21 protein-coding genes are annotated in these 25,948 nt (G+C 44.2%); 4 read left to right on the top strand and 17 right to left on the bottom strand.

Annotation, left to right across the window (positions count from 1 at the left end; translation table 11 throughout):
• Nucleotides 1-55: 55 nt before the first annotated feature.
• From BC643_RS01515 to BC643_RS01475, 9 genes are all read right to left on the bottom strand, one after another.
• Nucleotides 56-2,407, bottom strand: a complete 2,352-nt coding sequence (locus BC643_RS01515) for an NAD(P)H-dependent oxidoreductase subunit E (protein ID WP_120271411.1) — start codon at nt 2,405-2,407, stop codon at nt 56-58.
• Nucleotides 2,379-4,280, bottom strand: a complete 1,902-nt coding sequence (locus BC643_RS01510; protein WP_120271410.1) for an outer membrane protein assembly factor BamB family protein — start codon at nt 4,278-4,280, stop codon at nt 2,379-2,381. Before BC643_RS01510 ends, BC643_RS01515 begins: the two co-directional genes overlap by 29 nt.
• Entirely contained in the window at nt 4,258-5,547 is a 1,290-nt protein-coding gene (locus BC643_RS01505; protein WP_120271409.1) for a 4Fe-4S binding protein, read from the bottom strand. Before BC643_RS01505 ends, BC643_RS01510 begins: the two co-directional genes overlap by 23 nt.
• 2 nt (nt 5,548-5,549) lie before the next feature.
• The gene (locus BC643_RS01500; protein WP_147377100.1) at nt 5,550-6,158 is read right to left on the bottom strand and encodes a 4Fe-4S dicluster domain-containing protein; all 609 of its coding nucleotides are present in this window, start codon (nt 6,156-6,158) and stop codon (nt 5,550-5,552) included.
• A gap of 183 nt (nt 6,159-6,341) precedes the next feature.
• Nucleotides 6,342-7,310: an NHL repeat-containing protein gene (locus BC643_RS01495; RefSeq protein WP_120271407.1), complete on the bottom strand. Its 969-nt coding sequence runs from the start codon at nt 7,308-7,310 to the stop codon at nt 6,342-6,344.
• Between the two features lie 11 nt (nt 7,311-7,321).
• Nucleotides 7,322-8,746 (bottom strand): outer membrane protein assembly factor BamB family protein, encoded by a 1,425-nt coding sequence (locus BC643_RS01490; RefSeq protein ID WP_120271406.1) that lies wholly within the window; start codon nt 8,744-8,746, stop codon nt 7,322-7,324.
• Nucleotides 8,747-9,988: an outer membrane protein assembly factor BamB family protein gene (locus BC643_RS01485; RefSeq protein WP_120271405.1), complete on the bottom strand. Its 1,242-nt coding sequence runs from the start codon at nt 9,986-9,988 to the stop codon at nt 8,747-8,749.
• Between the two features lie 36 nt (nt 9,989-10,024).
• Nucleotides 10,025-11,239 (bottom strand): outer membrane protein assembly factor BamB family protein, encoded by a 1,215-nt coding sequence (locus BC643_RS01480; protein WP_120271404.1) that lies wholly within the window; start codon nt 11,237-11,239, stop codon nt 10,025-10,027.
• Between the two features lie 176 nt (nt 11,240-11,415).
• A complete protein-coding gene (locus BC643_RS01475; RefSeq protein WP_120271403.1) occupies nt 11,416-13,365 on the bottom strand; it encodes an OmpA family protein in 1,950 nt (649 codons plus the stop codon).
• A 127-nt stretch (nt 13,366-13,492) separates the two neighbouring features.
• Between BC643_RS01475 and BC643_RS01470 the strand changes: the two genes are divergently transcribed.
• Nucleotides 13,493-14,704, top strand: a complete 1,212-nt coding sequence (locus tag BC643_RS01470) for a hypothetical protein (protein ID WP_120271402.1) — start codon at nt 13,493-13,495, stop codon at nt 14,702-14,704.
• Here BC643_RS01470 and BC643_RS01465 read toward each other — a convergent pair.
• The 3 genes from BC643_RS01465 to BC643_RS01455 form a co-directional block, all read right to left on the bottom strand.
• Nucleotides 14,696-15,082, bottom strand: a complete 387-nt coding sequence (locus tag BC643_RS01465) for a response regulator (protein WP_120271401.1) — start codon at nt 15,080-15,082, stop codon at nt 14,696-14,698. The genes BC643_RS01470 and BC643_RS01465 overlap by 9 nt on opposite strands.
• 27 nt (nt 15,083-15,109) lie before the next feature.
• The gene (locus tag BC643_RS01460) at nt 15,110-16,678 is read right to left on the bottom strand and encodes a response regulator (protein ID WP_120271400.1); all 1,569 of its coding nucleotides are present in this window, start codon (nt 16,676-16,678) and stop codon (nt 15,110-15,112) included.
• 411 nt (nt 16,679-17,089) lie between these two features.
• Complete coding sequence (locus BC643_RS01455) at nt 17,090-17,692, bottom strand: thioredoxin family protein (RefSeq protein WP_120271399.1); 603 nt, start codon at nt 17,690-17,692, stop codon at nt 17,090-17,092.
• Nucleotides 17,693-17,782: 90 nt separating this feature from the next.
• Between BC643_RS01455 and pdxH the strand changes: the two genes are divergently transcribed.
• Complete coding sequence (gene pdxH, locus BC643_RS01450; RefSeq protein ID WP_120271398.1) at nt 17,783-18,415, top strand: pyridoxamine 5'-phosphate oxidase; 633 nt, start codon at nt 17,783-17,785, stop codon at nt 18,413-18,415.
• 17 nt (nt 18,416-18,432) lie between these two features.
• On the opposite strand, the gene BC643_RS01445 is transcribed toward pdxH, so the two are convergent.
• Nucleotides 18,433-19,518: a response regulator gene (locus BC643_RS01445; protein ID WP_120271397.1), complete on the bottom strand. Its 1,086-nt coding sequence runs from the start codon at nt 19,516-19,518 to the stop codon at nt 18,433-18,435.
• Nucleotides 19,508-20,248, bottom strand: coding sequence for a sensor histidine kinase (locus BC643_RS01440; protein ID WP_120271396.1), 741 nt, complete (start codon nt 20,246-20,248; stop codon nt 19,508-19,510). Before BC643_RS01440 ends, BC643_RS01445 begins: the two co-directional genes overlap by 11 nt.
• A gap of 345 nt (nt 20,249-20,593) precedes the next feature.
• Here BC643_RS01440 and kdsA point away from each other — a divergent pair, with 345 nt between their 5' ends.
• Complete coding sequence (kdsA, locus tag BC643_RS01435) at nt 20,594-21,400, top strand: 3-deoxy-8-phosphooctulonate synthase (protein ID WP_120271395.1); 807 nt, start codon at nt 20,594-20,596, stop codon at nt 21,398-21,400.
• Nucleotides 21,401-21,479: 79 nt separating this feature from the next.
• Here kdsA and BC643_RS01430 read toward each other — a convergent pair whose 3' ends face one another.
• The 3 genes from BC643_RS01430 to kduI form a co-directional block, all read right to left on the bottom strand.
• Nucleotides 21,480-22,712, bottom strand: coding sequence for a nucleoside recognition domain-containing protein (locus BC643_RS01430; protein ID WP_120271394.1), 1,233 nt, complete (start codon nt 22,710-22,712; stop codon nt 21,480-21,482).
• Between the two features lie 167 nt (nt 22,713-22,879).
• A complete protein-coding gene (locus tag BC643_RS01425) occupies nt 22,880-23,674 on the bottom strand; it encodes a gluconate 5-dehydrogenase (RefSeq protein ID WP_120271393.1) in 795 nt (264 codons plus the stop codon).
• A gap of 33 nt (nt 23,675-23,707) precedes the next feature.
• Nucleotides 23,708-24,550 carry a 5-dehydro-4-deoxy-D-glucuronate isomerase gene (gene kduI / locus BC643_RS01420; protein ID WP_120271392.1) on the bottom strand — a complete coding sequence of 281 codons (843 nt, stop codon included), beginning with the start codon at nt 24,548-24,550 and terminating at the stop codon, nt 23,708-23,710.
• Between the two features lie 228 nt (nt 24,551-24,778).
• Between kduI and BC643_RS01415 the strand changes: the two genes are divergently transcribed.
• Nucleotides 24,779-25,807 carry a LacI family DNA-binding transcriptional regulator gene (locus BC643_RS01415; protein ID WP_120271391.1) on the top strand — a complete coding sequence of 343 codons (1,029 nt, stop codon included), beginning with the start codon at nt 24,779-24,781 and terminating at the stop codon, nt 25,805-25,807.
• The last annotated feature ends 141 nt before the right edge of the window (nt 25,808-25,948 follow it).

Genomic DNA, 25,948 nt, shown 5'->3' with positions numbered 1-25,948 from the left:
GTTCTGTTTCGAGTTTCGGGTTATGAGTTGCGAGTTGCGAGTTTGCATTCGAAACTCAATTTATCTTCACAGCATCCACCGGACAAACCGGGCGGCACGCATCACATTTGATGCATAGCTCGGTGTTGATGGAATGTTTTTGATGCGCTTCAAACTTGATTGCGTTTACCGGGCATTTCTGCGCACATTTGGTACACCCAATACAGTCGTCGGTAATCGAATAAGTAATCATATCCGCACATTTTCCAGCCGGGCAACGCCCTTGGATGTGTGCTTCATACTCATCGTAGAAATAAGTCAAAGTCGTTAAAATCGGGTTTGGAGCCGATTTTCCCAGATTACACAAACTGCCTTTTTTCGTCCAGTCCGCCAGGTATTTCAGTTCATCCAGATCTTTGTATTCGCCCTTTCCGGAGCAAATTTTATTCAGAATGTCCAACATTCGTTTGGTGCCCACCCGGCAAAAAGTACATTTCCCGCAGGATTCATTTTGAGTGAACGAGAGGAAATAGCGGGCAATGTCAACCATGCAATCGTCTTCATCTAACACCACCAGGCCACCGGATCCCATCATTGCCCCCACTGCCGTCAGCGACTGGTAGTCGACACGCGTTTCCCACAAACTGGCGGGTATACACCCCCCGGATGGCCCGCCAACCTGTACAGCCTTGAATTTTTTACCGTTTTGCACACCTCCGCCGACTTCCTCGACAATCTCCCGAATCGTGATTCCCATCGGCACTTCGATCAATCCACCTCGGTTAATTTTACCGGCCAGCGAGAACACTTTGGTGCCTTTCGAGTTATCGGTGCCAACCGAGCTGTACGATTCTTTTCCGTTCCGAATGATATAGGAGATCTGTGCGAAGGTCTCGGTATTGTTGATGAGTGTCGGAAATCCCCATAAACCTTTTTGCGCCGGGAAAGGCGGCCGAATGGTCGGAAACCCGCGATTTCCTTCAATGGAAGTCATCAATGCTGTCTCCTCTCCGCACACAAAAGCACCCGCTCCCTCATAAATCTGCATGTCGAAATTGAAGTTGGAACCGAGAATGTTTGCTCCCAACAAACCGTTCTCGCGGCAATTGGCTAGTGCCTGCCGAATACGGATCACCGCCAACGGGTATTCTGCCCGAATGTAAAAATAGCCTTCTGTGGCCTGAACGGCATAAGCTGCAATCAACATCCCTTCGATAACCCGATATGGGTACGATTCCAGGATCATTCGATCCATAAATGCTCCGGGATCGCCTTCATCTCCGTTACAAATCAAATATTTGTGTTCGCCAGACTCTTTGGCAACCAATTCCCATTTCAGTCCGGTCAAAAATCCCGCGCCGCCACGGCCCCGTAAGCCGCTTTCTTTAACTGTTTGGATGACTTCCTCACGATCCATCGTTAAAACCTTTTTCAAGGCCTGAAAACCGCCGTGATTCCGATATTCATCGATGTCCAGCGGATTGATGACACCCCTGTGTTCCGTTGCGATTGGCAATTGTCGGTCCAGAAATCCGGAAACCATATCTTCCCGAACATCCAGGGCATAGCGTTCAACACCTTCCCAAGATTCATCGGTTTGCATCTTTTCCAGGAAATTGTAGGTTTTTGCCTTCAATTTGCCGAAGAAACTTTTCGGTTTGAAATGAGATTGAATAATATCTGAAACCTCGTTGGGTTTCACCCGGGCATATAGTTTGTGATTTTGCTTTTCGTCAATGATCTCCAAAAGCGGCACCTGGTGGCACATGCCAACACAGCCCACGTTTTTGAGCTGCAGATTAATACCGGTACCAACGATTGTATTTTCAACTTCTTTTTTAACCTCTTCGCTACCACTGGCCACACAGCAGGATCCTAATCCAAGGCGAACTTCGCCCTGAAACTCGCCTCCATCAGCATTACGAAACTGCTTGCGCTCTCCTCGTTTGCCGACCTGGCTCTCGAAATCAGCAACGACAGAAGCCACTTTGTCAGAGGTGACATGCCCGTATGTTACATCATCAACCTGAACCACAGGCGCCAGGGTACAGCATCCCAAACAGGCTACTTTTTCCAGCGTGTATGTTCCGGTTGCGTCGGTTAAATCATGCGTTAAATTGAAATGGCGCTTGAATGAGTCGAACACCTGCATGGCCCCTTTCACGTGACAGGCGGTGCCCACACAAACTTTGATCATGTGCTTTCCGGCTGGTCTCAACCGGAACTGGGAATAAAAAGTAGCCACACCTGTAATATTCTCCGGCGTGATGTCGGTAATCTCAACCAAGTATTTCAAAGCATCTTCCGGCAGGTAATTGAAGTAATGCTGAATATCCTGCAAAATCGGAATTAGTGCACTTTTTTGCCGTCCTCGCCTGCTGACTATCTCGTCGATTACACTATTTGTATGTTGAAGATTTTCTTCCATTACAATTCGCTCCTATGCAATACAGATTTTCAACACCCCTGAGATACATTTTTCCATTTGAGAACACCGGTGTTCCGAAGGCCTTTTCTCCCAGTTTCGATTCTGAGACTATCTCGAATTCTTTGCCTGCTTTTATCACGCTCAAATTCCCATTCATGTCGATCGCGTAGATATTTCCATCGGCATAAACAGGCGACGAATAAAAGCCGGAAGACGCTTCGTGCTCCCAATATTTTTCGCCGGTCTGCGCATCGTAGGCTGCAATTACGCCATAGCTGGTTGCCACCACCGCCAGTCCATTTGTCGCGAGAATACTGGATACCTCGGGCAAATACTCCTGTTGTTCCCAAATGATTTCGGGGGTATCGCCGAGCTTGATAGCCGCCATTGTTGCGTACTCATTCGCAGCGTACACCACACCGTTCGCATAGCCCACCGATGGTCCAACTTCGCCCATCATGCAGCTTACATTCCACAGCTCTTTCCCTGTCTCGGGGTCATAGCCGGCAACCAGCGGATCGGCAGTCAGAATAAGCTCTTCGCGTTTGCCTGTGTTGACTAAAACCGGAGATGCCCAGCTGATTTTCACATCGCGGACAGTCTCCCATTTCTGAGAGCCGTCGGCAGTTGAAAGTGCGATCAGTTTTCCGCCCCGATTGGTATCGTATTGAATCAACAACTTGTCTTTGTAGATAATCAGAGAGGACGAATGCCCGTAGTGATTATCCGGCACTCCCAGGTTTTTGGCCCATATTCGATTGCCAGTTAAATCCAGTGCAATCAAATCGCCGGTGGCAAACAGAGCAAATACGGAATTGCCGTTTGTTGCCATCGTCGACGCGGCCAAGCCTGTGTCTTCCGTTACTTTGGGCATGGTTGCCGGCGAACCAGGAATGTTGTCTGCAGCAGCTTCCCAAAGAAGTTTACCGGTGTTTTTATCGTAGCAATAGACCACGCGAGCCGAATTGTCAGCTCCCGTCAGGAATAGCTTGTTGTCCCAAATGATTGGCGAATTGTAACCATGCTTGGGAACCGAAACTTTCCACAAAACATTTTCGCCCGATGCTCCATCGAACGACTTGGCAAAACCTTTCTGATAAGTTACGCCATCGCCATCTGGTCCGCGAAAGAACGGCACCTGTTTCCGCATCTCCGCTTGAGAAGGCCATGAAGCAGTCGCTTGTTTCGGTTCGGATACTTTTTCAGGCTTAGGATTATCTTCTTTAACTATCTCTTTTACTTCCGATTGCACCTCTTCTTCGAAAGTCGATTCAAGCTGTGCTTCTACTTCTTTCGGTTCTGAATTTGGTACATCAACAGCCTCCGCTTCCTGTGCCATCACAATCTCTACCGCCGGAGTTTCAGGGGTGGTCGCTGTCAATTCCGATGCGTCGTAATCGCTCAAAAGGTTGGACGAAAAGAAGCCCGACAGCAGCGCTAGTGCAAATATTCCGACTCCTGCATAAATGACTCCGAGTCGAGCCTGACGCTTATCCAGAAACGGATTTTTATTGATCGACTCCAGTTCCTCCAGTTCATTGCGAAGCGACTTGCCCCAACGCAGCGCCAGAATCAGCACCAATACGCCCAGAATCAGCATCAACGTTCCCGTTTTGATTTGCCATTGGCTGGTAAAGTAGGCCTTACGAATCATGAAATCGAGCGCACGAATGTTTTCCTTCAATACTTCATCGTTTGGATTTTGATGCAATTGTTCTACCAGCGCTTTCAATGCGGGACTTTCCAGCGGATCGACTGATTTTAGCTGCAGATAGTTAACAATCAGCATCACGCTTACCACGAGGCTGAAAACCGCTCCCGTCCATGCTAATCCGCGTGCCAGTTTCTTTTTATCGTCTAAAGTCATTTTCATGTTCTGTTTCTTGTTTTACCGGGCAATAATCCATGCATCGCCCGCAACTCAAACAATTCGTTTTATCGGGTTCATAGTCGTTTCTGCGTCTGTATGAAGACAAATTCACCAAAACCAAACCGATTACCAAGCCCATAAATGCCCCGGCAATCCAGCCGCCCCAATAAAACTGGCTTTTTATTTTTTGTGCATCAGCCACCAGCTGATCCATCGTTTTGCCCGCCTGCATAAATGTGCGCGCGTCAATATTCTCCTGATCGTAGCGAACATCGGGGTTCTCCACAATCATTTCGGCCAGATAAACGGTCTTATTGAATTTTGAAAGTGTTCCGTGCAGCATCGATCCCGCCAGCCCACCGATCAGCATCCAGGCAGGAATCAGGATCAAATATTTCAGCAGACGGTTGACATTGGGACGACGCTTTCCTTCTTCCAGATCCGGCTCTTCGATCGCGCCAAACGGACAAGAATTGGCGCACAACTTGCACTGAATACAAGCTGTTGGGGTGATTGTTAAATGCTTTTTCGAGAAAGATGACATCCAGCCCAGCAACACACCGTACGGACAGAAAAAACGACAATACGGGCGTGCAACAAATACCCCGACGATCAAAAAGAGTCCGCCGAGCAGAAGCATTTGAAACGTCCCGTCGAAACGGAAAAAACCGACAAAGGGATCGTAACGGCAGATTAAAAATTCGGATTTGGTTGCGGCGTACAGCACCGCCAGCGACAAATAGAGGTAAGGAATCAGGCCTAAAACCTTCTGCAACCAGCGTGGCAATTCAATAGGTCGAAACGCCACCAAATCCTGAATGGCTCCAAGCGGACAGACGCCTGCACAGAATGTTCGCCCTGCGAATAGCGCAGTAATCAACGGAATAAGGAAGAACAGCAAGGCTGTTAGCGGCAAAACATAGGTTGGATCGAAAGTGGCCAAAGCCACATTTTGGATTGATCCAATGGCGCAAATGCAGCCTTCCCGGTAAAAACCGAAATACAGCAGCGAAAAAACGGAGGTCCACAGCACTCCCTGTCGTGATCTCTTCTTTAAAACAAACCAACTGACCAGCAGCAGTGCACCAATTAGCACAGCGACATCCAGATACTCGAGGAAAATTGCGCGTGGCAAAGGTTGCTGCGTTGGCGGTTGTGAATAGCCCGTTTCAAATTCCGGTTTTGGAAAGCGCTGTTGCTGGGCAAAACCGGACAGGGTCAAGCAAAACATCACCCCAGCTAAAAGCATTTTTATGATTCGTTGACTCATGGCTATTCCGTTGGAGGTTGTTTTTTATTCTTCGAATCTTTGGTCCACTCACCCTTTATCAGATAAGGGCTCGATGCCGGAACGCGCTGAAATGCGTCGGCCGGGCAAACCCGGGCGATGGAGCATTCGTTGCAATTCACACACAAATTATGGCGCACCTGCAAGTGCAGCGAACCATTGCCAAAAGCCGTGCAGCCTTTAACGCAAACGCCGCATCCAATGCACAAATCCTCTTCTATTTCGTATTCAAAATAAGGCTCCTCCACAAACTTGCGACGAATGGCTGAGGTTGGGCAAAGCTGATTTTCGGCTGCTGTAGAACGAGCATTCGAGTTCGGTTTCAGATAGCCGCCGCACAAGTCGCAATAGCCACACAAATCGAAAGCATGCACACACTTCACAGCCGAGGGTGTCATGACACAATAATCGGCACATCGCCCGCAAGCAACGCATTTAAACGGATCGAGCTGCCAAACCGAATCTTCAGCATGAACACGAAAAGCCGCCAACCCTCCAACGGCGGTCAGGCCCACTCCCAAACCAATGCGCATGCTTTTCTGAATAAACTCGCGCCGGCTGGTTCGCTTATTTTCTTGCTTCTCGTTGCTCATTTGTTCTGCTTTGTTTCGCTTGTTCCAAATCGCAGGACGCATACTCTACGCATCCTCTACAACTTAAATTTTCGTCGCATTTCCAATCGATTTGCTTTTGATTGGCCAAAAGCAAAACCCCTCCGCCCATCGCTGCCAGTATTCCGATTCGTCCGGATTTTCTGAAAAAATCTCTTCTGTTCATTACTCTTCTTTTTTAAGTTGAAAAAAGCGAATCTGTTTTCTACTGAAGTCCAACAAGAGCACTCGGCCTTCGCTATCCACACAAATGTCGGGGGCTTCGCTATATTCGTCGAACTGATTGGGAGCTGCCACAACACCTAAATATTTTCCGTGCTGGTCGTAAATTTTTACGCGGACGATTCCCTTTTCGCTGGTCACAAAACGGTCGCCCTCCATCAGACACATGTGGGCAGGATTGCAACAGCCACTGAATCCTTCGGTGTTGGCCGACGAATGTTGCCAGGAAGTGCGCAAACTACCGTCTACGTTAAAATTAATAAGGCTGTGACGCCCCGGATCAACTGCCCACAGGTAGCCCTCTTCGCTAATCGCCACATCAAAATACGGGCTGGGAACGGTGAAACCCTCCAAGCCTTTTTCTTCATTACGCTCTCCCAGCATTTGTGATAATGCACCACTTTTCGTGTAATCCAACACGACCCGGTTTCCGGCGTCAGCCACGTAAAGATGATCCGAATCCACTGCGAGAGATGTTATCACAGAGCGCGGTCCCATGTCGGGCCAATCAGCTAAAACATCGCCGGTTTTAGTCAATTTTATAATCCTGTTTTTTAAAGCCACCAAAACGGCATCATCCACAGCCAAAGCAGTTGCCTTCGTGGGAATTGCTATTTTTTTCAGAATGAGTCCGTCAGTATTGAGCAACAATATCGTACTATCGGCTGCCACATAAATGGTATCGTTAAAAATTGAAATTGCGTCGACTTCCTTCGCATTAAGCTGGATGGCTTTTACCTCTTTGTAAAGAATCTCGCTGGAATCTACTTTTGCAAATTGGCTTAAATCCAATTCGTAGGGATTTTTAACCGACTTGCCCGCACGGTTCGAAATAAAGTCGCGGCCAATAATGACAGCGATCGCAACAGCGACGACAATCAGAATGATATTGATGAGTTTCCGTGTCTTCATTCCAAATTCATTTAATTACTGATGTTTACACAATACATCGTTTTCGAATCGCGCAAAAGCAACAGCCCATCGACAATTGCCAGAGGAGCCCAGGCATCGTGCCCGTCAAACAGTTTTTTTTGCGCCAGCTGCACGTACTTATTCGGATCTGGTTTCACCATTGTAAGTGTACCATCGTCGCCCAGAATGTACATTTTATCGTCGGCAATCAGGTAAGGGCCCAAACCAAAGCGGCTCACTTTTCCCGAAGTCCACCGAAACTGCTGTACATTATCGGGCGTTGTACAAACAAGCTGGTTGCGGTAAGCACCGCCATCCTTCGGCATAATGCCATACAAATAGCCTTTGTAGTAAACCGGGGTTTGCTGCTCGCAGGCCAGCCCGTCTTTGGGTTGATATTGGGCTAAAACTTTCGTTTCAAATGAATTTCCATTCGGTATAACTTGTATCATCATTCCGCCGGCACCGTACCCTGCAGTCAGGAAGATTTTGCCGTCGGGAAAAATGACCGGTGATGGAGCAACCACCGAGAACCGCCACTCGTTGCAATACCACACAAGCTGGCCTTCGTCGTCCCCCTCTGCCGAAATGCCGCAAATACCGCCATCAGCGCTGTACACATACATGTGTTTCCCGTTTAAGGTCATCGGCATAATCGACGAGTGTGACATCTTATATTGAATGTCATTGGGGCATTCCCATAATTTTTCGCCGGTCTTTATATCGACGGCGATCATGAGCTTGCTGCCGGCCGGCGCTAAAATCACTTTGTCGCCATCAATCATCGGGCACTGCGCCGTGTACCAATGCGGAATCTCGGAACCGTATTCCTCTACCAGATCGATTCCCCATAGAAAATCGCCGCTTTTTCGGTCAACACACATGACTTGGCAACGCGGGCCAATCGTGACCACATAATACTCGGTAACGGCAGGGACAGTTCTTGACATCCCGTGATTTCGTTTGACATGAATACCGTAAGAACGTCGCCAAATTTCGTGACCGTCTGCCAACGAGAAACAGCGTAAAGCATCCTCGCGCGCTTCTTCGTCATAGTCCATCACGTACACCATTCCCTTGTAAACTGCTGGGCCGGCGTGCCCTTCGCCCAATTCAAGCGACCACAAGATCTCAGGCTCGTCGTCGCTCCAGCTGTCCTTGAGATCCTGTTTTTCACTGACAATATTATCGTAGTTTTGCCCCCTGAAATGAGGCCAGGTGCCTGTGTAATTGTTTGATTTTGACTCGCCAAACAGCTGAAACTTCTCACCTATCTTGACGATTTCTTTAACCAGGCTTCCTTTCTCCCGGTTATCGGCTCCCGGCTGACTGATATCCATCGATTTCATCGGATCGACCGCCAACCAAAAAACAAAGGCAGAAATACCCGCGAAAGCAGCAAGGCCAATGATGATATTTACAGGATTCCGCTTCACTTATTCTCTCAGATTATAGACTTGCAGAACGTCTCCATGGCGAAGGAAAAGCTTCCCGTCGTTGATGAATGGATGTGCCCAATGAGGACCGGCTCCTTTTTCAAACCGAAATGTGCTCACAACATCGAATTTCTCCGGATTCGGTTTTACCAGTGCAACCGTTCCGCGTTGCTCTTCATAAACGTACAGCATGCTGTCAGCATAAATCAGAGCTCCTTTGGTGTTCCACTGCTCGTTGTAGGTGATTTCGCCGGTCTTCCAGTTCTTACAAAGCCAGTTTCCTTTGCGGTTATTTTCCCAGTTAGAGCCATAGATGTAGCCATCCAACTCGATCAATCCATGATGGTGGTTATCGAAAATGGTATCTGTATAAAGCTCTTCAAAGCCCGTCCTATCAGCATTTACTTTGATCATTTTAGCGGGATAGTCATACCCCATCGACAGAAATATCTCATCGCCCTTGATTAGTGGAATATTCGTCCAGATCAATCCCGGCTGATCAGACCACTTGTCGTGATTGTAGTACTGATAAGTCATTTTAACGGAACCGTTTGCCGGATCGATCACCATCAGGTTCGTTGCGGTCTCGGCCAGAATGTATTGCTTTCCATCCAAGTCAAACGTTGTTGCAGATGCGTAAGCCCGCTGGCCGCCGACACTTGCTGTTTCCCATTTCAATTCACCAGAGAACTTATCGAATGCAACCACTGATGTTTTTGTTCCACCTGGCGTGCAGATTGCGAGATCACCAACAATTAGCGGTGATTCTGAGACTCCCCAGATATGCCAGTCCGCTTCAAAATCGCGATCGACATTCTGTTTCCAAATAATCGAGCCGTCCGTTTTATTCAGGCAAACTAACTCACCAATTCCACTGACAATGTAGATGCGATCATCCTCAATTGTTGGCGTACTACGCGTATCCGGGAATGATTTTTTCCACGATTCGCCATAAGGCACCTGCCATCTTTTTATTCCCGAGAAATCGATACAAGTGAGGTAATCCATTGTGTCTTTCATGCCCGACACATAAATAAATTCTCCGTCAGAAATAACCGAGGAATAACCTTTGCCAATGCTATCAATTTCCAGCAGCAGCTCCGGCCCCTCAGCGGGCCAAGCTTTCAATAAGCCGACTTCCTCAAACTTTCCGTCGCGGGCAGGACCCCGAAACTGAAAAATCTGAGCATGAGTAGAGAAAAAAAGCAGTGAGCCAATTAGCCCAGCAAGTATCTTTTTCATGTGAAAGGAATTAGTTTAGGTTTTCTGAAGAATCTGTCAGGCTGATATTTTGTAGGCAATCAGCGATTTGCCATGACGAACGTACAAAACACCATTGGCAACCACCGGGTGTGCCCAGTGTTGTGCTGTGCCAAGTTCAACTTTGGCTTTGGAAATGATCTCAAAACTCTCCGGATTCGGATTTACCAAAGCCAATTCTCCCCTTTCGGAATACAGAATGAATTTGTCGCCAGCCATGATGATTACACCATTTCCCATTTCGGCCGAAGCCCACTTGACCTCGCCGGTTTTCCAATCCAAACAGTACCAGCCGCGGCTTTTGTGTCCGGAACCGTAAATTTGGCCATTCACGATTTCGGCGGCTCCCATTTGGTTATCCATCTTTTCAGTGCTCCAAACCTTTGTGACAGAAGACCCATCAAGGCTCAATTTCAAACGTACACCGCCCTGACCGTAGCCGCTAAAACAAAGCAAATCTCCATCCTGAAAAATTGGTGTGTTGGGGTGAATATTGTATTGATTCGGATGCGGGTATGTCCACAATACTTTTCCGTCTTTCGTGTCTACTGCAACAATGTCGTCGGCCATATGAGTCACCAGAATCTGGCGGCCTTGCATTTGCAATAATTTCGGAGTGCAATAAGCTGAAAGTTTACCGTTCCCGTTGCTTTTCCAGATTAGTTCACCATTCATCCGATTCAGCGCAACGATATTAAAATCAGCTCCACCGGGGGTAAAATAAAGTTCATCGCCATCGACTACAATTGACTCGGTAAAACCAAAACGAAGGTTCTCTGCACCAAAGTCAGTTTCGAGACTTTTACTCCAAACTCGCTTGGCCGTCTCCAAATCAAGGCAAATCAGCTCGCCATATCCAGTCGAGATATAAGCCATATCCCCTACAATAGTTGGCGTTGCCCGGGACCCCGGATAGTTGACTTCGAATTCTTTTCCGTATTCAATCTTTTGCTCAAGCGTTCCGGAAGTATTCAGAATAAAAATGTAGCCCACATTGTTATCCATTCCCCCCACATAGATTTTTCCGTTGGCAAATACAGGCGAGGAAAAACCATCGCCCAATTCATCGAAATGCCAAATGACATCGGGTCCGGCTTCAGGCCAGCTGTTCAACAAATTGGGTGCTGCGTATTTTGCTTCTGAATTTTTTCCGCGCCATTGTGTAGCTTCTTGTGCCGAAAGTTGAAGGGTTGTAATTAAGCAGATTAGTAACAGGCTAGTAATTGTTTTCATTGAGTCAAATTGATTTTTGGTACTCAAATTTATCAATCCTCTGCCACAATCAGGAATCCGAAGCTTAATTTGTTAAGTTTCTAAATAATTAGATTTATTAACAACTTCAGAGTTGACATTAATCAATTATTGGATAGTGTTTTAAATCGATTAAAACTATTCTGAAAGGCCATGACTTATTTAGAAACATCGATAATTTTAAACTCTGTTCTTCGATTTTGTGACCGCCCTTCGTCGGTGTCGTTCGATACAACCGGCTGATCAAAACCGTACCCTTTGTAGGTTAGGCGATCTACTCCCAGCCCTTCGTTCAGCAGGTATTGGTAAACTGCTTTGGCTCTGTTTTCTGATAGTGCCAAATTGTATTCTGCCGAACCTACATTATCAGTATGGCCACCAATTTCAATGGCAACACCAGCGTTTTGAGTCATAAACTGAACCAATTTATCGAGCTCCGCCTTCGACTGAGGCAGTAGTTCGTAGGAATCTGTATCGAAGAAGACATTTCTTAGGATGGTCGAATTGCCAACTTTCACTGGCTCCAAACCAATTTCAACGCTAAAAGGATTTGTCAGCTCCCGAACCTGGGTCAACGCGTAGTTTTCAGAGAAAAACAGGTAGCCTTTTTTCGAAATATTGAAAGCATATTCTTTCCCGAGCGGCAGACACATCACAAATTCGCCCTTATCTGGTGATGATTCCGAACGGGCAACCAACTGATCCTGATCAACATCAAACAATTCAATTTCTGCATGTAAAGGCGTACCATCGGTTCGATCGTAAACGATTCCTTTCACATAAGAAACGGGTATCGGGCGGGTATTTTCATTCAACTCAAAACGGTAAATATCAGTTCCATCCGAACCTGTTCGATCCGACGAATAATAAGCGTTCTGTCCCGAAGCATCAACAATCATCCCTTGCTCATCTTTGTAGGAGTTGATTGGATATCCCAAATTCAGTGGACGAGACCAAACCGTGTCATTCGTGAGTCGGCTTATAAATAAGTCGTTTCCGCCAAGCCCCGGCCAGCTGTCCGATGAAAAATAGAGCGTAACGCCATCCGCATGAATAAAGGGCGAGCTTTCGTTTCCCGGTGTATTGACCGATTCACCTAGATTTTCCAAGTTGCCCCAATCGGGTTTGCCACTCATGCTGAAACCTTTCAGCCGGCAACGCCAGATGTCCATTCCACCACGACCACCTTTCCGGTTACTCACAAAATACAAATACTCACCATTTGCCGAGATCGACGGTTGAGACTCCCATGCGGTGCTGCAAACGGGACTTCCAGCATTCTCGGGTTTTGTCCACTCCCCGCCGATCATTCGGGTAAAATAGATGTCGCAACTTCCGTAGCCTCCCGGCTGATTGCAAGCGGTAAAGAAGATGAGTTTTCCATCCGCTGAAACACTTTGTGCACCCTCGTTTTCCTTCGTATTGATTGAATTTAAAGGTTCACAATCACACCAGTTTCCATCGACCAATTGCGCCTGATAAAAGTCTTCCTGGAACCGGGGCATCAATTCGTTAACCTGATTGCCAGTTGAAACCAATCGCGTAAAAATCATGGTTTTGCCGTCAATCGTCAGCGAAGGCCAGTATTCATCTCCCTCAGAATTGATACAGCCTTCTAAAATCTCCGGTTCAAACGGTACGCCATTTTGAACCAGTTCCGACGCTGCCTCGCAGGCGGCAATTTGTTTTTGGGTTTTTTCTTCCAGTTTTCCGGCTGTACCGGTTTTTAAAAACTGAAGGTAAGCTTTCTGAGCTCCTCTGTAATCTCCAATGCGATAACAGGCGTTACCGAGCACATAGTATGCTTTGGGGAACTTCGCCTGATCGATAGAAATAGCTTGCTTCAAAGTTGCAATTTGCAGCTCGGTCGAGTCCATTTCATTGTAAACATCAGCCAGCAGAATGTATGCATCTACAAATTCCGAATCGCGATGAATAACTTCTTTTAACTTCGCTAAAGCCTCCTCTTCGTCATGATTCTGATAGTCCGTCTGCGCTTCGGAAAAAAGCTTCAAGGCCTTTTTGTCCTGCGCAGTAGCCGGCAATGTTGTTATTGCCAATAAAAGAAGAACTACAACCAATTCACAAATTCGCATAATACCATTCATTTTCAAGCTGCTTTAACTACGATTTCGATTTGGATAAACTTTTCGATAGACGACCACTTACAAAAATAATGATCCACTCTCATCGAATATATAAATCCTTTTATTGAATAACTAAAAATGCAGGGATTTGGTATTTTTACCGCAAAAAGTGATTTCACAACCAACAAGAATATTTCATTTTAATCCGACTTGCGAAATTGCCATTGCGAATGGTTCGCCTTACTTTGTCCCTACAGCATTACTTTGTGAGTTCGAGGCTGATTTGGCAACAGTGATGTCTGTTCTGGCATCGCAAAATGATCTCGTTGTTTGTCGTGAAATCCCGTCATCGAGGACCATTGAAGAATGGAAAAAATGGAATTTGATGAACGGCAAATTTGTCACACTTGAAAGTTTGACAGAACATACGACAGCGCACAACTCAGGCTCATTCGACCTTCAATCGTGGGGGAAAAGCCCTGCTGAAGCAAATCTGTTCAAATTTCTCAACAGCTCTCATTGGGATGACAATCTAAAGCAACTTTTTGAACGAAAGACATCCACTGACTTTTTAAATTGTTTTCTGGAACGGGACGACTTACCCGCGGAGATTGATCGAAGTTTAAATCAATTAGTTATTTGCAAAGAAGCTGAAATAGAACACCTTTTAAAACGGCAATCTCCGATTGTGTTGAAAGCCCCTCTGAGTTCCAGCGGGCGTGGCTTACTCGTTCTTCGCAAAAACGAATTAAACAATGCCAACCGACAATGGATCAAGGGAAACCTCGATCAACAGGGGTACCTGGTTGCTTCTTCGTGGCTCAATAAAAAACTGGATCTTTCTTTTCAATTTGAGAGCGACGGGAACGGAGGTATTTCTTATTTGGGGCACAGCGTTTTCATGACAAATTCGAATGGTCAATATGCCGGTCATTACCTTAATTTCAAACTTCGAAATAAGTTGCCTATTGACGAAAAAGTGCTAACCCTCATTAGTGAAAAACTGGGCGAAGAGCTTACACAATCGACCTATTCAACTATTTACAAGGGTATTATTGGTATCGATACGTTGGTCTATTTGGACGAAGACAATAAGTTAAAGATTCATGCATGTATTGAAATTAACCCGAGGTACACCATGGGCTTTTTAAGTCAACAAATCGAGCAAAAAATTCATCCGGAAAGCTATGGACATTACAAAATTTTCTTTGACCCCAAAGGCGGTTTTCAAGCTTTTGCAGAGGCCGAGAAAAAAATAAATCCACCAACTTTCGCTGACGGATTTATTCGTAAAGGTTTTTTCAACTTAACTCCTGCTGACAAAAATTGTAAGTTTGGAGCCTATGTTGAGTTATTTTAAATGCTTTTGAATCGCATTCATCAAAGTTCGAAGACGAACCGGTTTGGCAATAAAATCGTCGCAACCTGCTTCATAACTTTTGGATTCTTCTCCTGATAAAATAAAGGCACTTTGTACAATAATCGGGATCGATGGGTTCATGATTTTAATTTGCCGTGTGGCTTCGAAACCATCCATTTCCGGCATATTTAAATCCATCAATATCAGCTCAATGCCAGGCTCTGACTTAAAAACCGATACCGCTTCCACCCCGTTTTTAGCCCAAAGACTTGTTGCATTGCACTGCCCAAGTGCTGTTTGATAATAATACCTACTAGTGTCATTATCCTCTACGATCAGAATTTTTTTCCCAGTAAGGTCTAATTCAGTAGTTACCATGCGCTAAATAAGATAAGTATAATATAGTCAAACTTCTCTAACGTTAAGATTTCTCTTTATAACAACATCCAATTCTGTTGGTTTAAAGGGCTTACCCAAATGATCATTCATCCCGCTTTTCAAAAACAACCGAATATCGTCACTGTATTTGTTTGCTGTCATAGCGATAATCGGTATCCCTTTTTCGACGCCCGATGTCTTTTCAATCCTCCTGATCTCTTGAGTCGCTTCAACACCATCCATCCCCGGCATCTGTACGTCCATCAAAACGATATCAAACTCATTATCATGAAACAATTCCAAAGCTTCAATGCCATTTCGAGCAAGCATGACTTTATGGCCTAGCTTGCGAATACAAAGCATCGAAACTTTCGCATTGATCTCGTTGTCCTCCGCCAACAAAATACGCAACGGCCCATCACCTGAAATGACAAACGCGTTCGGATTTTCTGGTCGCTTACCGGAAACCACAGGTTCGAAAACGGATGTAAACCAAAACAAAGAGCCCTTACCAAGTTCACTTTCAACGCCAATTTCACCCTTCATCATGTGGGTAAGACGTTTGCAAATGGCCAATCCCAACCCAGTTCCGCCAAAGCGGCGTGTTGTTGAAGTGTCGGCTTGCGTGAAAGATTTAAACAATTTACTTTGATTTTCATTAGAAATACCAATTCCTGAGTCTTCAATCTCAAAACGTAACTTATAATTATTATTGGTAATTCCTTCCAGGCTTACATTGAGCTTCACGAAGCCTTTTTCGGTAAATTTGAACGCGTTGTTAAGCAGGTTTATCAGGATTTGTTTCAGGCGAAGCGGATCCCCGGTGATTAAAACAGGAACCGAGTCACTCACCGTTATCGAAAAATCGAGTTTGCTTTGCTGTATTTTGTATGCCAGTAATTTCCGCACGTTTTCAATCTCGTTACGGATATTAAATGCAATTTTTTCAAATGATATTTGTCCCGCCTCAATTTTCGAGAAATCCAGAATGTCGTTGATGATCATCAGCAAGGTCTCTCCTGAAATTTCAATGATATCGAGGTATTCGCGCTGTTCTTTATCGAGGTTGGTTTGCCTCATAATGTCCACCATCCCAACAATACCATTTAACGGTGTTCGGATTTCATGGGACATATTTGCGAGGAACAATGACTTTGCATTGGCGGCTTTCTCGGCAACGTCTCTCGATTTTTTCAGTTCTTCCTGCACCTTTCTGAGTGTCATATGAAGCTCAATTCGAATAATCAATTCTTCATATTTGAAAGGTTTCTGAACGTAATCGAACTCGCCGGGCTTGAACATTTTCAACAGGCGATCTTCTTCTTCCACTGGTGTAATGAAAATCAAGGGAACTCCAGGAGTTTGAACTTCCTTTTGAATTTTCCGGCTGATCTCAATCCCGTTCTTATCCGAGATTTCAACATCCAAAATGATCAAATCAAACTTCTCGCGTGTAGCTTTCAATACAGCAGCCTGCCCACTATTCATCCATACCGGCAAGTACCCGCGACCTATCAACACCGATCTCAACTGGTCGGTATTTTCCATGGTATCAGATACAATTAATATTGTGGGAGAATGCTTTTGATCTGCCATTCCTAATGGGGTAAATTTAGCTTTATTGTATACAATTTTCACGTGCTACTACAGTGTCGAAACTGCCAAAACTGATGATACAAGTTAACTTTTTTTTAATTTTAAAAAACAAAATCCTTCTAATTTTTTTCAAGAACATATCAACGGTTTTCCGGCACTAAAGCGGCAAGGTCGCGCAGTATAGTTCGACCTCAAAATTGAAATATGTATTAGAAATTCGAATTGCGTTACTCGTCAAATTTAGTCAATTCAACCCAAATTATGGTTGCCTCAAACTTCGAAATTAAGATGTTGTGTTTATTGTTTAATATAGTTTAACATTCTATCAAACGAAGAAAGCAAGCTCGGTCAATTTTACGCAAAACCAGAACTTGCTTTCTTTAATCAGCTAAAGCATTAAAGGCAAAAGCGTTAATCGACCTTTCTTTTGATGCTGCAGCCAGTAGGCTTGGTCTCGGCAACTGCAATTTTTTCACCTTTTGCCAAACTACTGATGGCATCTTTCAGATAGTTTTCTTTTACGGCAGATGCGTCTTTAAAATTGTCGTCAATTGCCCCTTTGTAAACTAAATTAAAGTCTTTGTCAAAAAGGAAAACATGTGGTGTTGTTTGTCCGCCATAAGCGTTTGCCAACAAACTTTCCTTATCAATCAAATACGGGAAATTATAACCTTTTTCAGCTGCGTGCTCCTTCATTGCTTCCAATGAATCGTCTCCGGAACGCTTTTGGTAGTTAGAATTCAACATGGCCATTCCGACATTATTAGCTTTAGCCCAACTGAAAATGTCGTTATATCGATTTTCCCATGCTAATACGAAAGGACATGTGTTGCAGGAAAATATGACCACAATTCCGTTTTCCATTTTCAGGTCTGCCAACGAAACATCCTCACCCGCAATTCCGGTCATCTTCACATCGGTGTGACTTGCTTTTTCACCGAGCGTCAACTGGTTGCCACCTGCCATTGCAAGGACCCCCACCAATAAAAAACAAGCTGTCAATAAACCTTTCATAATCTTAATTGTATTGGTTATGAATTGTGAAACAACGCGATTTCTGGCATTGTTTAGTTCACAAAAAAGGAAATTCTAAATAATTTGTTAATGCTACGCGATATTAGGAAAAACTACGAGCAGGCCAGCTTGGATGAGAATGAGTTGGGAAACGATCCGATGATTTTATTTGAGATCTGGCTGAAGGAAGCTATCGAGAAAAATGAGGAAGAACCGACTGCAATGACACTATCAACTGCGGTTGACGGAATACCGGACTCGAGGATTGTCCTGTTAAAAGGAATCGAACAATCCGGATTCGTGTTTTACACCAATTATCTGAGTGTTAAAGGGAGACAAATATCGGCGAATAATTCGGTGGCGCTAAACTTTTTCTGGCCAAAACTCGAACGCCAGGTTCGGGTAAAAGGGAAAATTGAAAAACTCCCTGAGGATTTGTCGGCTGATTATTTCAAGTCACGTCCCCGCGACAGTCAGATTGGAGCATGGGCATCGCCTCAGAGCCGGGAAATACAGTCACGATCAGAACTTGATGAAAACTTTCAATTTTACACGGAAAAATTCAAGGACGAGCCAATCACCAAACCAACAAATTGGGGTGGTTACCGGGTAAATGCGTTCGAGATTGAGTTTTGGCAAGGAAGACCTAACCGGCTTCACGATCGCATCCGCTACTTCTTGAAAAGCGAAAATGTATGGGAAATAAAAAGGTTGGCTCCGTAAAGCCAACCTTTTCTATTTTATAAATCAATCAGATCATTTTTGAGGGCGTAAATAATAACCTCTACAATGTTTTTCGACCCCGTCTTTTCCATCAAGCTGGCTCGGTGCTTTTCCACCGTCCGGTCAGAAATCGATAATTCGTCGGCGATAATTTTGATAGGCAATCCTTTGCAGGATAATTTCAAAACTTCCTGTTCACGTTTTGAAAACAGGCTCTCCGGCATCGCTTTTTGCGAGCTAATGTGCCTAACTGCCGGAAAATCAAATGCCTTCTGCAATTTAACGGCTAGTTCGCCGGTTACATCAACCTTTTCTTCCGAAAGAATCGTTACCAAGCGGTCGTACTCGAATTGCTCATTCGATTTCGTCATTTCAATCGGAGCCAGCAAACCAATCAGAAACGTAAATCCTTTGTACTTTTGGCTGGTTGTGACATATAATTTGAATTTGTCTGAAGAACGATTCGGCGTTTTCACCTCAATCACTTCATCGAAATTCTTGAGAAGCCCAGCTGAGCATTTAAATACTTTCGATTGAATTACTGAATAGGTGCTCTCAGATACAACATCTTTCAAGGTCATCCGCTTCAGGTCGTCCGGCTGAACACCAACCATTTCCGAAAATGCCTTGTTGATTTCGTAAATCGTATCGCCATCGAAAAGGAAAATGCCGTTTGGTGACAGCTCTACCAGAGCCTGGTAATCACTTTTCCCGGCGTTCATTAGCTTTTCATATTTTGCCAAGCGTACTTTTATCGACTTCAACATTTCTTCGTTGCTGAATGGCTTGACAATGTAATCGTCGACTCCCAACTCCATCCCCAAACGGATGTCTTCGAGGTCTGACTTTCCAGAAATGTAAATAAATGGGATTTTATTTGTGATTGAGCTATCATTCAGGATATTATATACCTGATAGCCATCAATCGGAGACATATTAATATCGCACAGTATCAAATCCGGACTGTATTCATAGGCTTTTTGAATCCCTTCCGCCCCTGAATTAGCCAGTTGTGAATCATAGCCGCTAACGCTCAAGACGTTTTTCAACGTCATTGACAACGCTTGATCATCCTCTATGATTAAAATCTTTTTAGCACTCATGGTTACTAATCTTAATGATGAACTCTGTTCCTTGATTGACTTTACTTGTAAAATCAATCCTACCTTTTAATAAATCCACACACATCTTAACAATCGGCAAACCGATACCGCAGCCTGAAATCATTCGCACATTACTGCAGCGTTTAAACGGTTCGAAAACCAAATCCAGTTCATCCTCCGGAATTCCGATTCCGTGATCTGCGATTGTTATTACCAGTTCATTTTTACCAGACAAAACCTCCATCTGAACATCTTCCGACGAGAAATTCAAAGCATTTGTCAGAAGGCTGTCCAAGCAGCGTTTTAGTAAAACTTTGTCCGTAAAAAAAGGCTCACTCAATATCTCTTTCTTAACACAAATCCGACTCTGATTAAATTCACTATTTGCAACCTGGCGAACAACATCGTCGATAAACGAATTCAGATCTACCGGACTACAATGAACCCGAACGTCACCTTTGAAGGCTGAATTCAGGAAGTAAATATTCTCAATAAATTTTGTCAACGAACTGATGGCTTCTTCACACAAAGTAAATGTGTCTTTCACCATTTTGTCGTCCAAGTTAAAACTGAACGATTTTAAGAGCTGCACATTGGAACTGATAATTGAAAGCGGAGTTCTCATTTCATGAGAGATCAAACTAATAACTTGCTTTCCCGAATCGAATTCAGCCTGACGAATCAAAGACTGAATTTCACCATCTTCTATGTCTTTCAAATTAAAAGTCATCTCCTGTGCTTTTACAAATTTACCACCTGTCTATTAATTAAACCTGAAGAAACCATCACTAATTGACGAACAGTGCATTTTTGACGGTTTACTCCCCTTTTTTCTTCAGGAAGCGGTAGAATTTAGACCACAATGCTTTATTATTTCTCACTAAAGTAAACCGAATTTACTTTTTTTAGTTTATCACTCCTAAAAATTTTACTAAATATTTACAATGTGTTAACGCGTCAGAGGTGTACATTAATGCGCACAAATACACCTAAAACCAGTCCTGTTAGAGATACATGATTTTGTAAACTTGAAGCTTGGGATGATTATTGTATATTCGCGTAAATAAAAAACGAAATGATTCCAAAATTAAGATTTCAAGGAGAAAATTTCCTTTTACTGGCTGGTCCATGCGTTATCGAAGGCGAAGAAATGGCTTTTGAAATTGCAGAAAAGATTTTATCGATTACCGAGAAACTTCATATTCCTTTTGTCTTTAAAGGATCATACCGAAAAGCAAATCGAAGCCGGATTGACTCGTTTCAGGGAATTGGAGACGAAAAAGCGTTGAGCATATTGAAAGCTGTTGGCGAGAAATTCAATATCCCGACGGTTACCGACATTCATTCGGCTGCAGAAGCAGCACTTGCAGCGCAATATGTCGATGTGCTTCAGATCCCCGCATTTTTATGTCGTCAAACCGATTTGCTGATAGCTGCTGCTGAAACGGGAAAAGTTGTCAATATCAAAAAAGGACAGTTTTTATCGGCTGAAGCAATGCAATTTGCGGTAAACAAGGTGAAAGATTGTGGTAATGAGAAAGTCATGCTGACCGAGCGCGGAACGACTTTCGGCTACCAGGATCTGGTAGTTGACTATCGCGGAATTCCGGTTATGAAAGCAAACAACTGCCCAGTAATTATGGATATTACCCACTCGTTGCAACAGCCCAACCAAAGCAGCGGCGTTACCGGAGGAAAGCCAGAATTGATTGAGACAATTGCCCGAGCAGCGATTGCTGTTGGAGCCGATGGTATTTTCATCGAGACACATCCAAATCCGGCAGTTGCCAAATCAGATGGTGCCAACATGCTGCAATTAGACTTGCTGGAAGGATTATTAACCAAGCTGGTTAAATTGAAACAAACAGTCGATTCGCTTTAGAACTTAAAGCCGACTGATGAAATAAAAAGGGTAAGAAGATCTGCTTCCTACCCTTTTCTATTTTTATATAATTTCTTTCTCAATGGAAGAAAAGATAGGCCATTGTAATTGCGGCAATAACACCAACCAAGTCGGCAAACAAACCGCAAACCAGCGCATGTCGCGTTTTCTTGATGCCCACTGATCCAAAATAAACTGCTAGAATATAAAAAGTAGTGTCGGTAGCACCTTGTACGGTACTGGCAACACGACCGATAAACGAATCAGCTCCGTAAGTTTTCATCGCATCCACCATCATACCACGTGCCCCGCTCCCACTCAAGGGTTTCATCAACGCCGTTGGCAATGCCTGTACAAAATCAGTATTTAAGCCAATTTGCGTCAAAATCCAGGCAACTCCCTCTATAAACCAATCCATTGCCCCGGAAGTACGGAAAACGCCAATAGCGACCAAAATAGCCACCAAATACGGGATGATCTTGATTGCCACTTTAAAGCCATCTTTGGCTCCATCAATAAAGGATTCGTAGACATTTATTTTTGCCCGGAGTCCAAGCAAAATAAAGCCGATGATAACAGAAAAAAGTATGAGGTTACTGGCGACACTTGAGACTAGCGTTATTTGATCCTGAGGGATGGATGAAAAGTACCAGATGATTGCCCCGATTATCGCGGTCAATCCTCCCAAGTAGGCTAAAATAACTTTATCCAGCAAATTGATTTTTTGATAATAGGCAACTGCCAGCAAACCGGCCAGGGTTGAAAAAAAGGTCGCCAGCATGATCGGGATGAAAATATCGCTGGGGTTAACCGCGCCGAGTTGTGCCCGGTAAACCATAATACTGATTGGCAGAAGAGTCAAACCGGACGTGTTCAGCACCAGAAACATAATTTGCGCATTCGATGCGGTATCTTTATTCGGGTTGGTCTCCTGCATTTCCTGCATGGCCTTCAAACCCATTGGTGTTGCAGCGTTATCCAGGTTCAGCATGTTCGCGGCAATGTTCATCATGATCGAGGCATTGGCCGGGTGATTTTCATCCAGTTCGGGAAAGAGCTTGCGAAAAAACGGGCCGATTACCTTCGAGAAAACCCGCACAACGCCGCCGTCTTCACCAATTTTCATAATCCCCATCCACAATGTTAAAACGCCGGTTAAACCGAGTGAAATCTCAAAACCGGTTTTTGCCATCTCCATGGTCGAGTTCATCATGTCGGTGAAGATTCCGGTGTCGCCCAAAAATATGAGTTTAACCAAACCGACCACAAAGGCAATGAGAAAGAAGAAAATCCAAATGTAGTTTAAAGCCATAATGGGGTTGTAAGGGGTTACGAGGTTGTGAATCTACAAAAAATGGAACAAACTAGAACAGCCCGAAAACAAGAAAGGCTACCACAAGGGTAACCTTTCCGTTTTTCAAGAAAAAAGTAATTATTGAATCGTAACAACAATGGGATTACTCAACTATCGTCCAATAATTAAATATCGTTTTCGCCTTTTACGTAGCCGAAGTTTGCCAAAATACCACCGTCAACATAAAGGATGTGACCATTCACGAAGTCAGCAGCCTTCGATGCCAGGAACAACGCAGCATTACCGATATCTTCAGGTTCTCCCCAACGACCGGCAGGCGTACGCATCATTACCAGGTCGTTAAATGGGTGACCACCTTCGCGAATCGGAGCCGTTTGCGAAGTCGCAATGTAACCAGGTCCGATACCGTTAATCTGAACGTTATATTTTGCCCACTCGCAGCACATGTTTGCGGTCAACAATTTCAAACCACCTTTAGCAGATGCATAAGCAGAAACTGAATTACGACCGTAAACGCTCATCATTGAACACATGTTTATAATTTTACCGAAACGTTTTTCAATCATTTTCGGAGCAACACGTTTTGCAACGATCAACGGAGCAACCAAGTCAACATCGATTACTTGTTTGTAGTCGGCAACAGGCATATCCAGAATTGGAATACGCTTGATGATACCGGCGTTGTTTACCAAAATATCGATCGGGCCAACGGCGTTTTCGATTTCAGTAATACCGCGATCAACGTCTTCTTCGCTGGTTACATTGAATTTAACGGTGAACACGTCGATTCCGGCCGCTTTATATTCTTCTTTGCATTGCTCCAATTTTTCGTCTGAAAGGTCGTTCACGCAAATTTTAGCTCCGGCAGCACCCAAAGTCTTACCGATAGCCATACCAATACCGTGAGTACCGCCAGTAACCAAAGCTACCTTGCCTGACAAATCAAATAACTCGTTCATTTTAAATGTTTTTAGTGATATAGATAGATTAGATTATCTCAATTCTGTGGGTTTAATAACATCCATGTCGGTGTAATCCAGGTTTTCACCAGCCATACCCCAAATGAAGATATAGTTGCTTGTTCCGGCAGCCGAGTGGATTGACCAGCTTGGTGAAATAACCGCTTGTTCGTTGTGCATCCAAAGGTGACGTGTTTCTGACGGTTGTCCCATGAAGTGACAAACAGCCTGACCTTCCGGTACATTGAAATAGAAATACACTTCGTTACGACGGCTGTGCGTATGTGCCGGCATGGTGTTCCAAACACTACCCGGTTTCAATTCAGTCATCCCCATTTGCAACTGGCAGGTTTCAACCACTGTGTTGATCAACAACTGGTTGATATTCCGTTCGTTTGAAGTTTCCAACGCGCCCAAATGAAGCACATTCGCATCACCCATAGTCACGTGTTTTGTTGGATATTCTTTGTGTGCCGGAGCCGAGTTGAAATAGAAACGAGCCGGAGCAGAAGCATCTTTCGAACTGAAAACCACCTCTTTTGCGCCACGACCGATGTAAAGTGCATCTTTAAATTCCAATACATATTCGGTACCGTCAACAGTCACCGAACCGGTATTACCTACGTTGATAATACCTACTTCGCGACGTTTACAGAAATATTCTGATTTTAATGCGTCAACTGTATCCAGTTTCAATGGCTCTGCACCGGGTACTGCACCACCGGTAATATAACGTTCGATATGAGAGTATACCATGTGAATATTACCCTCTTCCATCAATTTCTCAACCAAAAATTCTTTACGAATTCGTTCTGTATCATAAGTTTTGAAATCCTGAGGATTATAAGCATAACGCTCTTCGAAAATGATAGCCATAATGTCCTATTTTTATTGATTTATAATATAATCCGATCGATAATAATACGCGACCTTTCTTTTACAAACAAGAATCGGGCAAATGGTTCATCCAAATGTGGAATTTCCCGCATATTAATTCAGGGCAAATATAAAATTAAAATCAGAAATATGCAATCGATTGCGCAAAAAGTTGTATTTTAGCTTGATTTTCAAAAATATTAGCATCTTTGCATTGAAACCCACGGTATGGATACAAAAGCATCAATAACAATACACGATATTGCAAGAGAATTAAACATCTCTGCATCAACTGTTTCAAGAGCGCTAAACAATAATCCAAGGATTAGCAAAGAAACGAAGGACAGAATTAAGGCAAAGGCGCTGGAGATGGGCTACCAACCCAATACGATTGCATCGAACCTCCGAAACCAAAAAACCAATACCATTGGAATAGTTGTTCCGCTGATTAATCGACATTTCTTTTCGGCCTTTATTAGCGGTGTTGAAGAAGTTGCTTTTGCAAAGGGTTACAACGTAATTATCTCACAATCGAACGATTTGCTGGAAAAAGAAAAGCAAATTGTGCACTCGTTGTTCTCAAACCGTGTCGATGGGCTGATTGCATCCCTGAGTATGCAGACAAATGAATTTGACCATTACCAGCTGTTCTCCAAAAAGAAAATTCCAATCGTATTCTTCGACCGTGTGGTTCCGGAACTGGAGGCTCACAAAATAGTTGTCGACGATTTTGGAGTCGGATTTAAAGCCACCGAACACCTCATTGAGCAGGGCTACAAACGGATTGCACACCTGGCTGGACCAACTGTGCTGCACACCTACCGCGACCGGATGAATGGTTACCGTGCCGCATTGGAAAAATACAATTTCGAAATCGACGAAAACCTGATTATTCATAACCGGTTGACTCGGATTGATGGGCAGGATGCGATTAAACAACTATTGGCACTCCCCCAACCTCCCGACGCAGTTTTCTGCGGTAACGACACGTCAGCCTTGAGTATGATCGTTTACCTGAAGAAAATCGGCGTGCGTATTCCGGAAGACTTCGGAATCATCGGCTTCAGTGACGAACCTTTCTCGGAAGTCGTTACGCCTTCTATTTCAACATTGAAACAACCTGCCTTCGATATGGGGGTAAAAGCCGGTGAATTGCTGATCCAGGAAATTGAATCGAAAACGCGTCTGAAAGAACACGTTACGTACACTGTTCCAACTGAACTGATTCAGCGGGAATCGTCTTCGAGAAAGAAATAATAGTATTTTTTACAGTCCCCTTTTCAACTTTTAAGATAAGCCATTTGACACTTTATCTAAAGTGTCTTCTGTTTGTATTTGTCATTATTCTTCAATGATGACCGATCATTTATTATTTGTTTTCATCCTACTAGAAACCAA

The organism is Mangrovibacterium diazotrophicum (assembly GCF_003610535.1).
Lineage (GTDB): Bacteria > Bacteroidota > Bacteroidia > Bacteroidales > Prolixibacteraceae > Mangrovibacterium > Mangrovibacterium diazotrophicum.
Note: the sequence above shows the minus strand (reverse complement) of the source record. Positions and strands in the feature narration are given on the sequence as shown.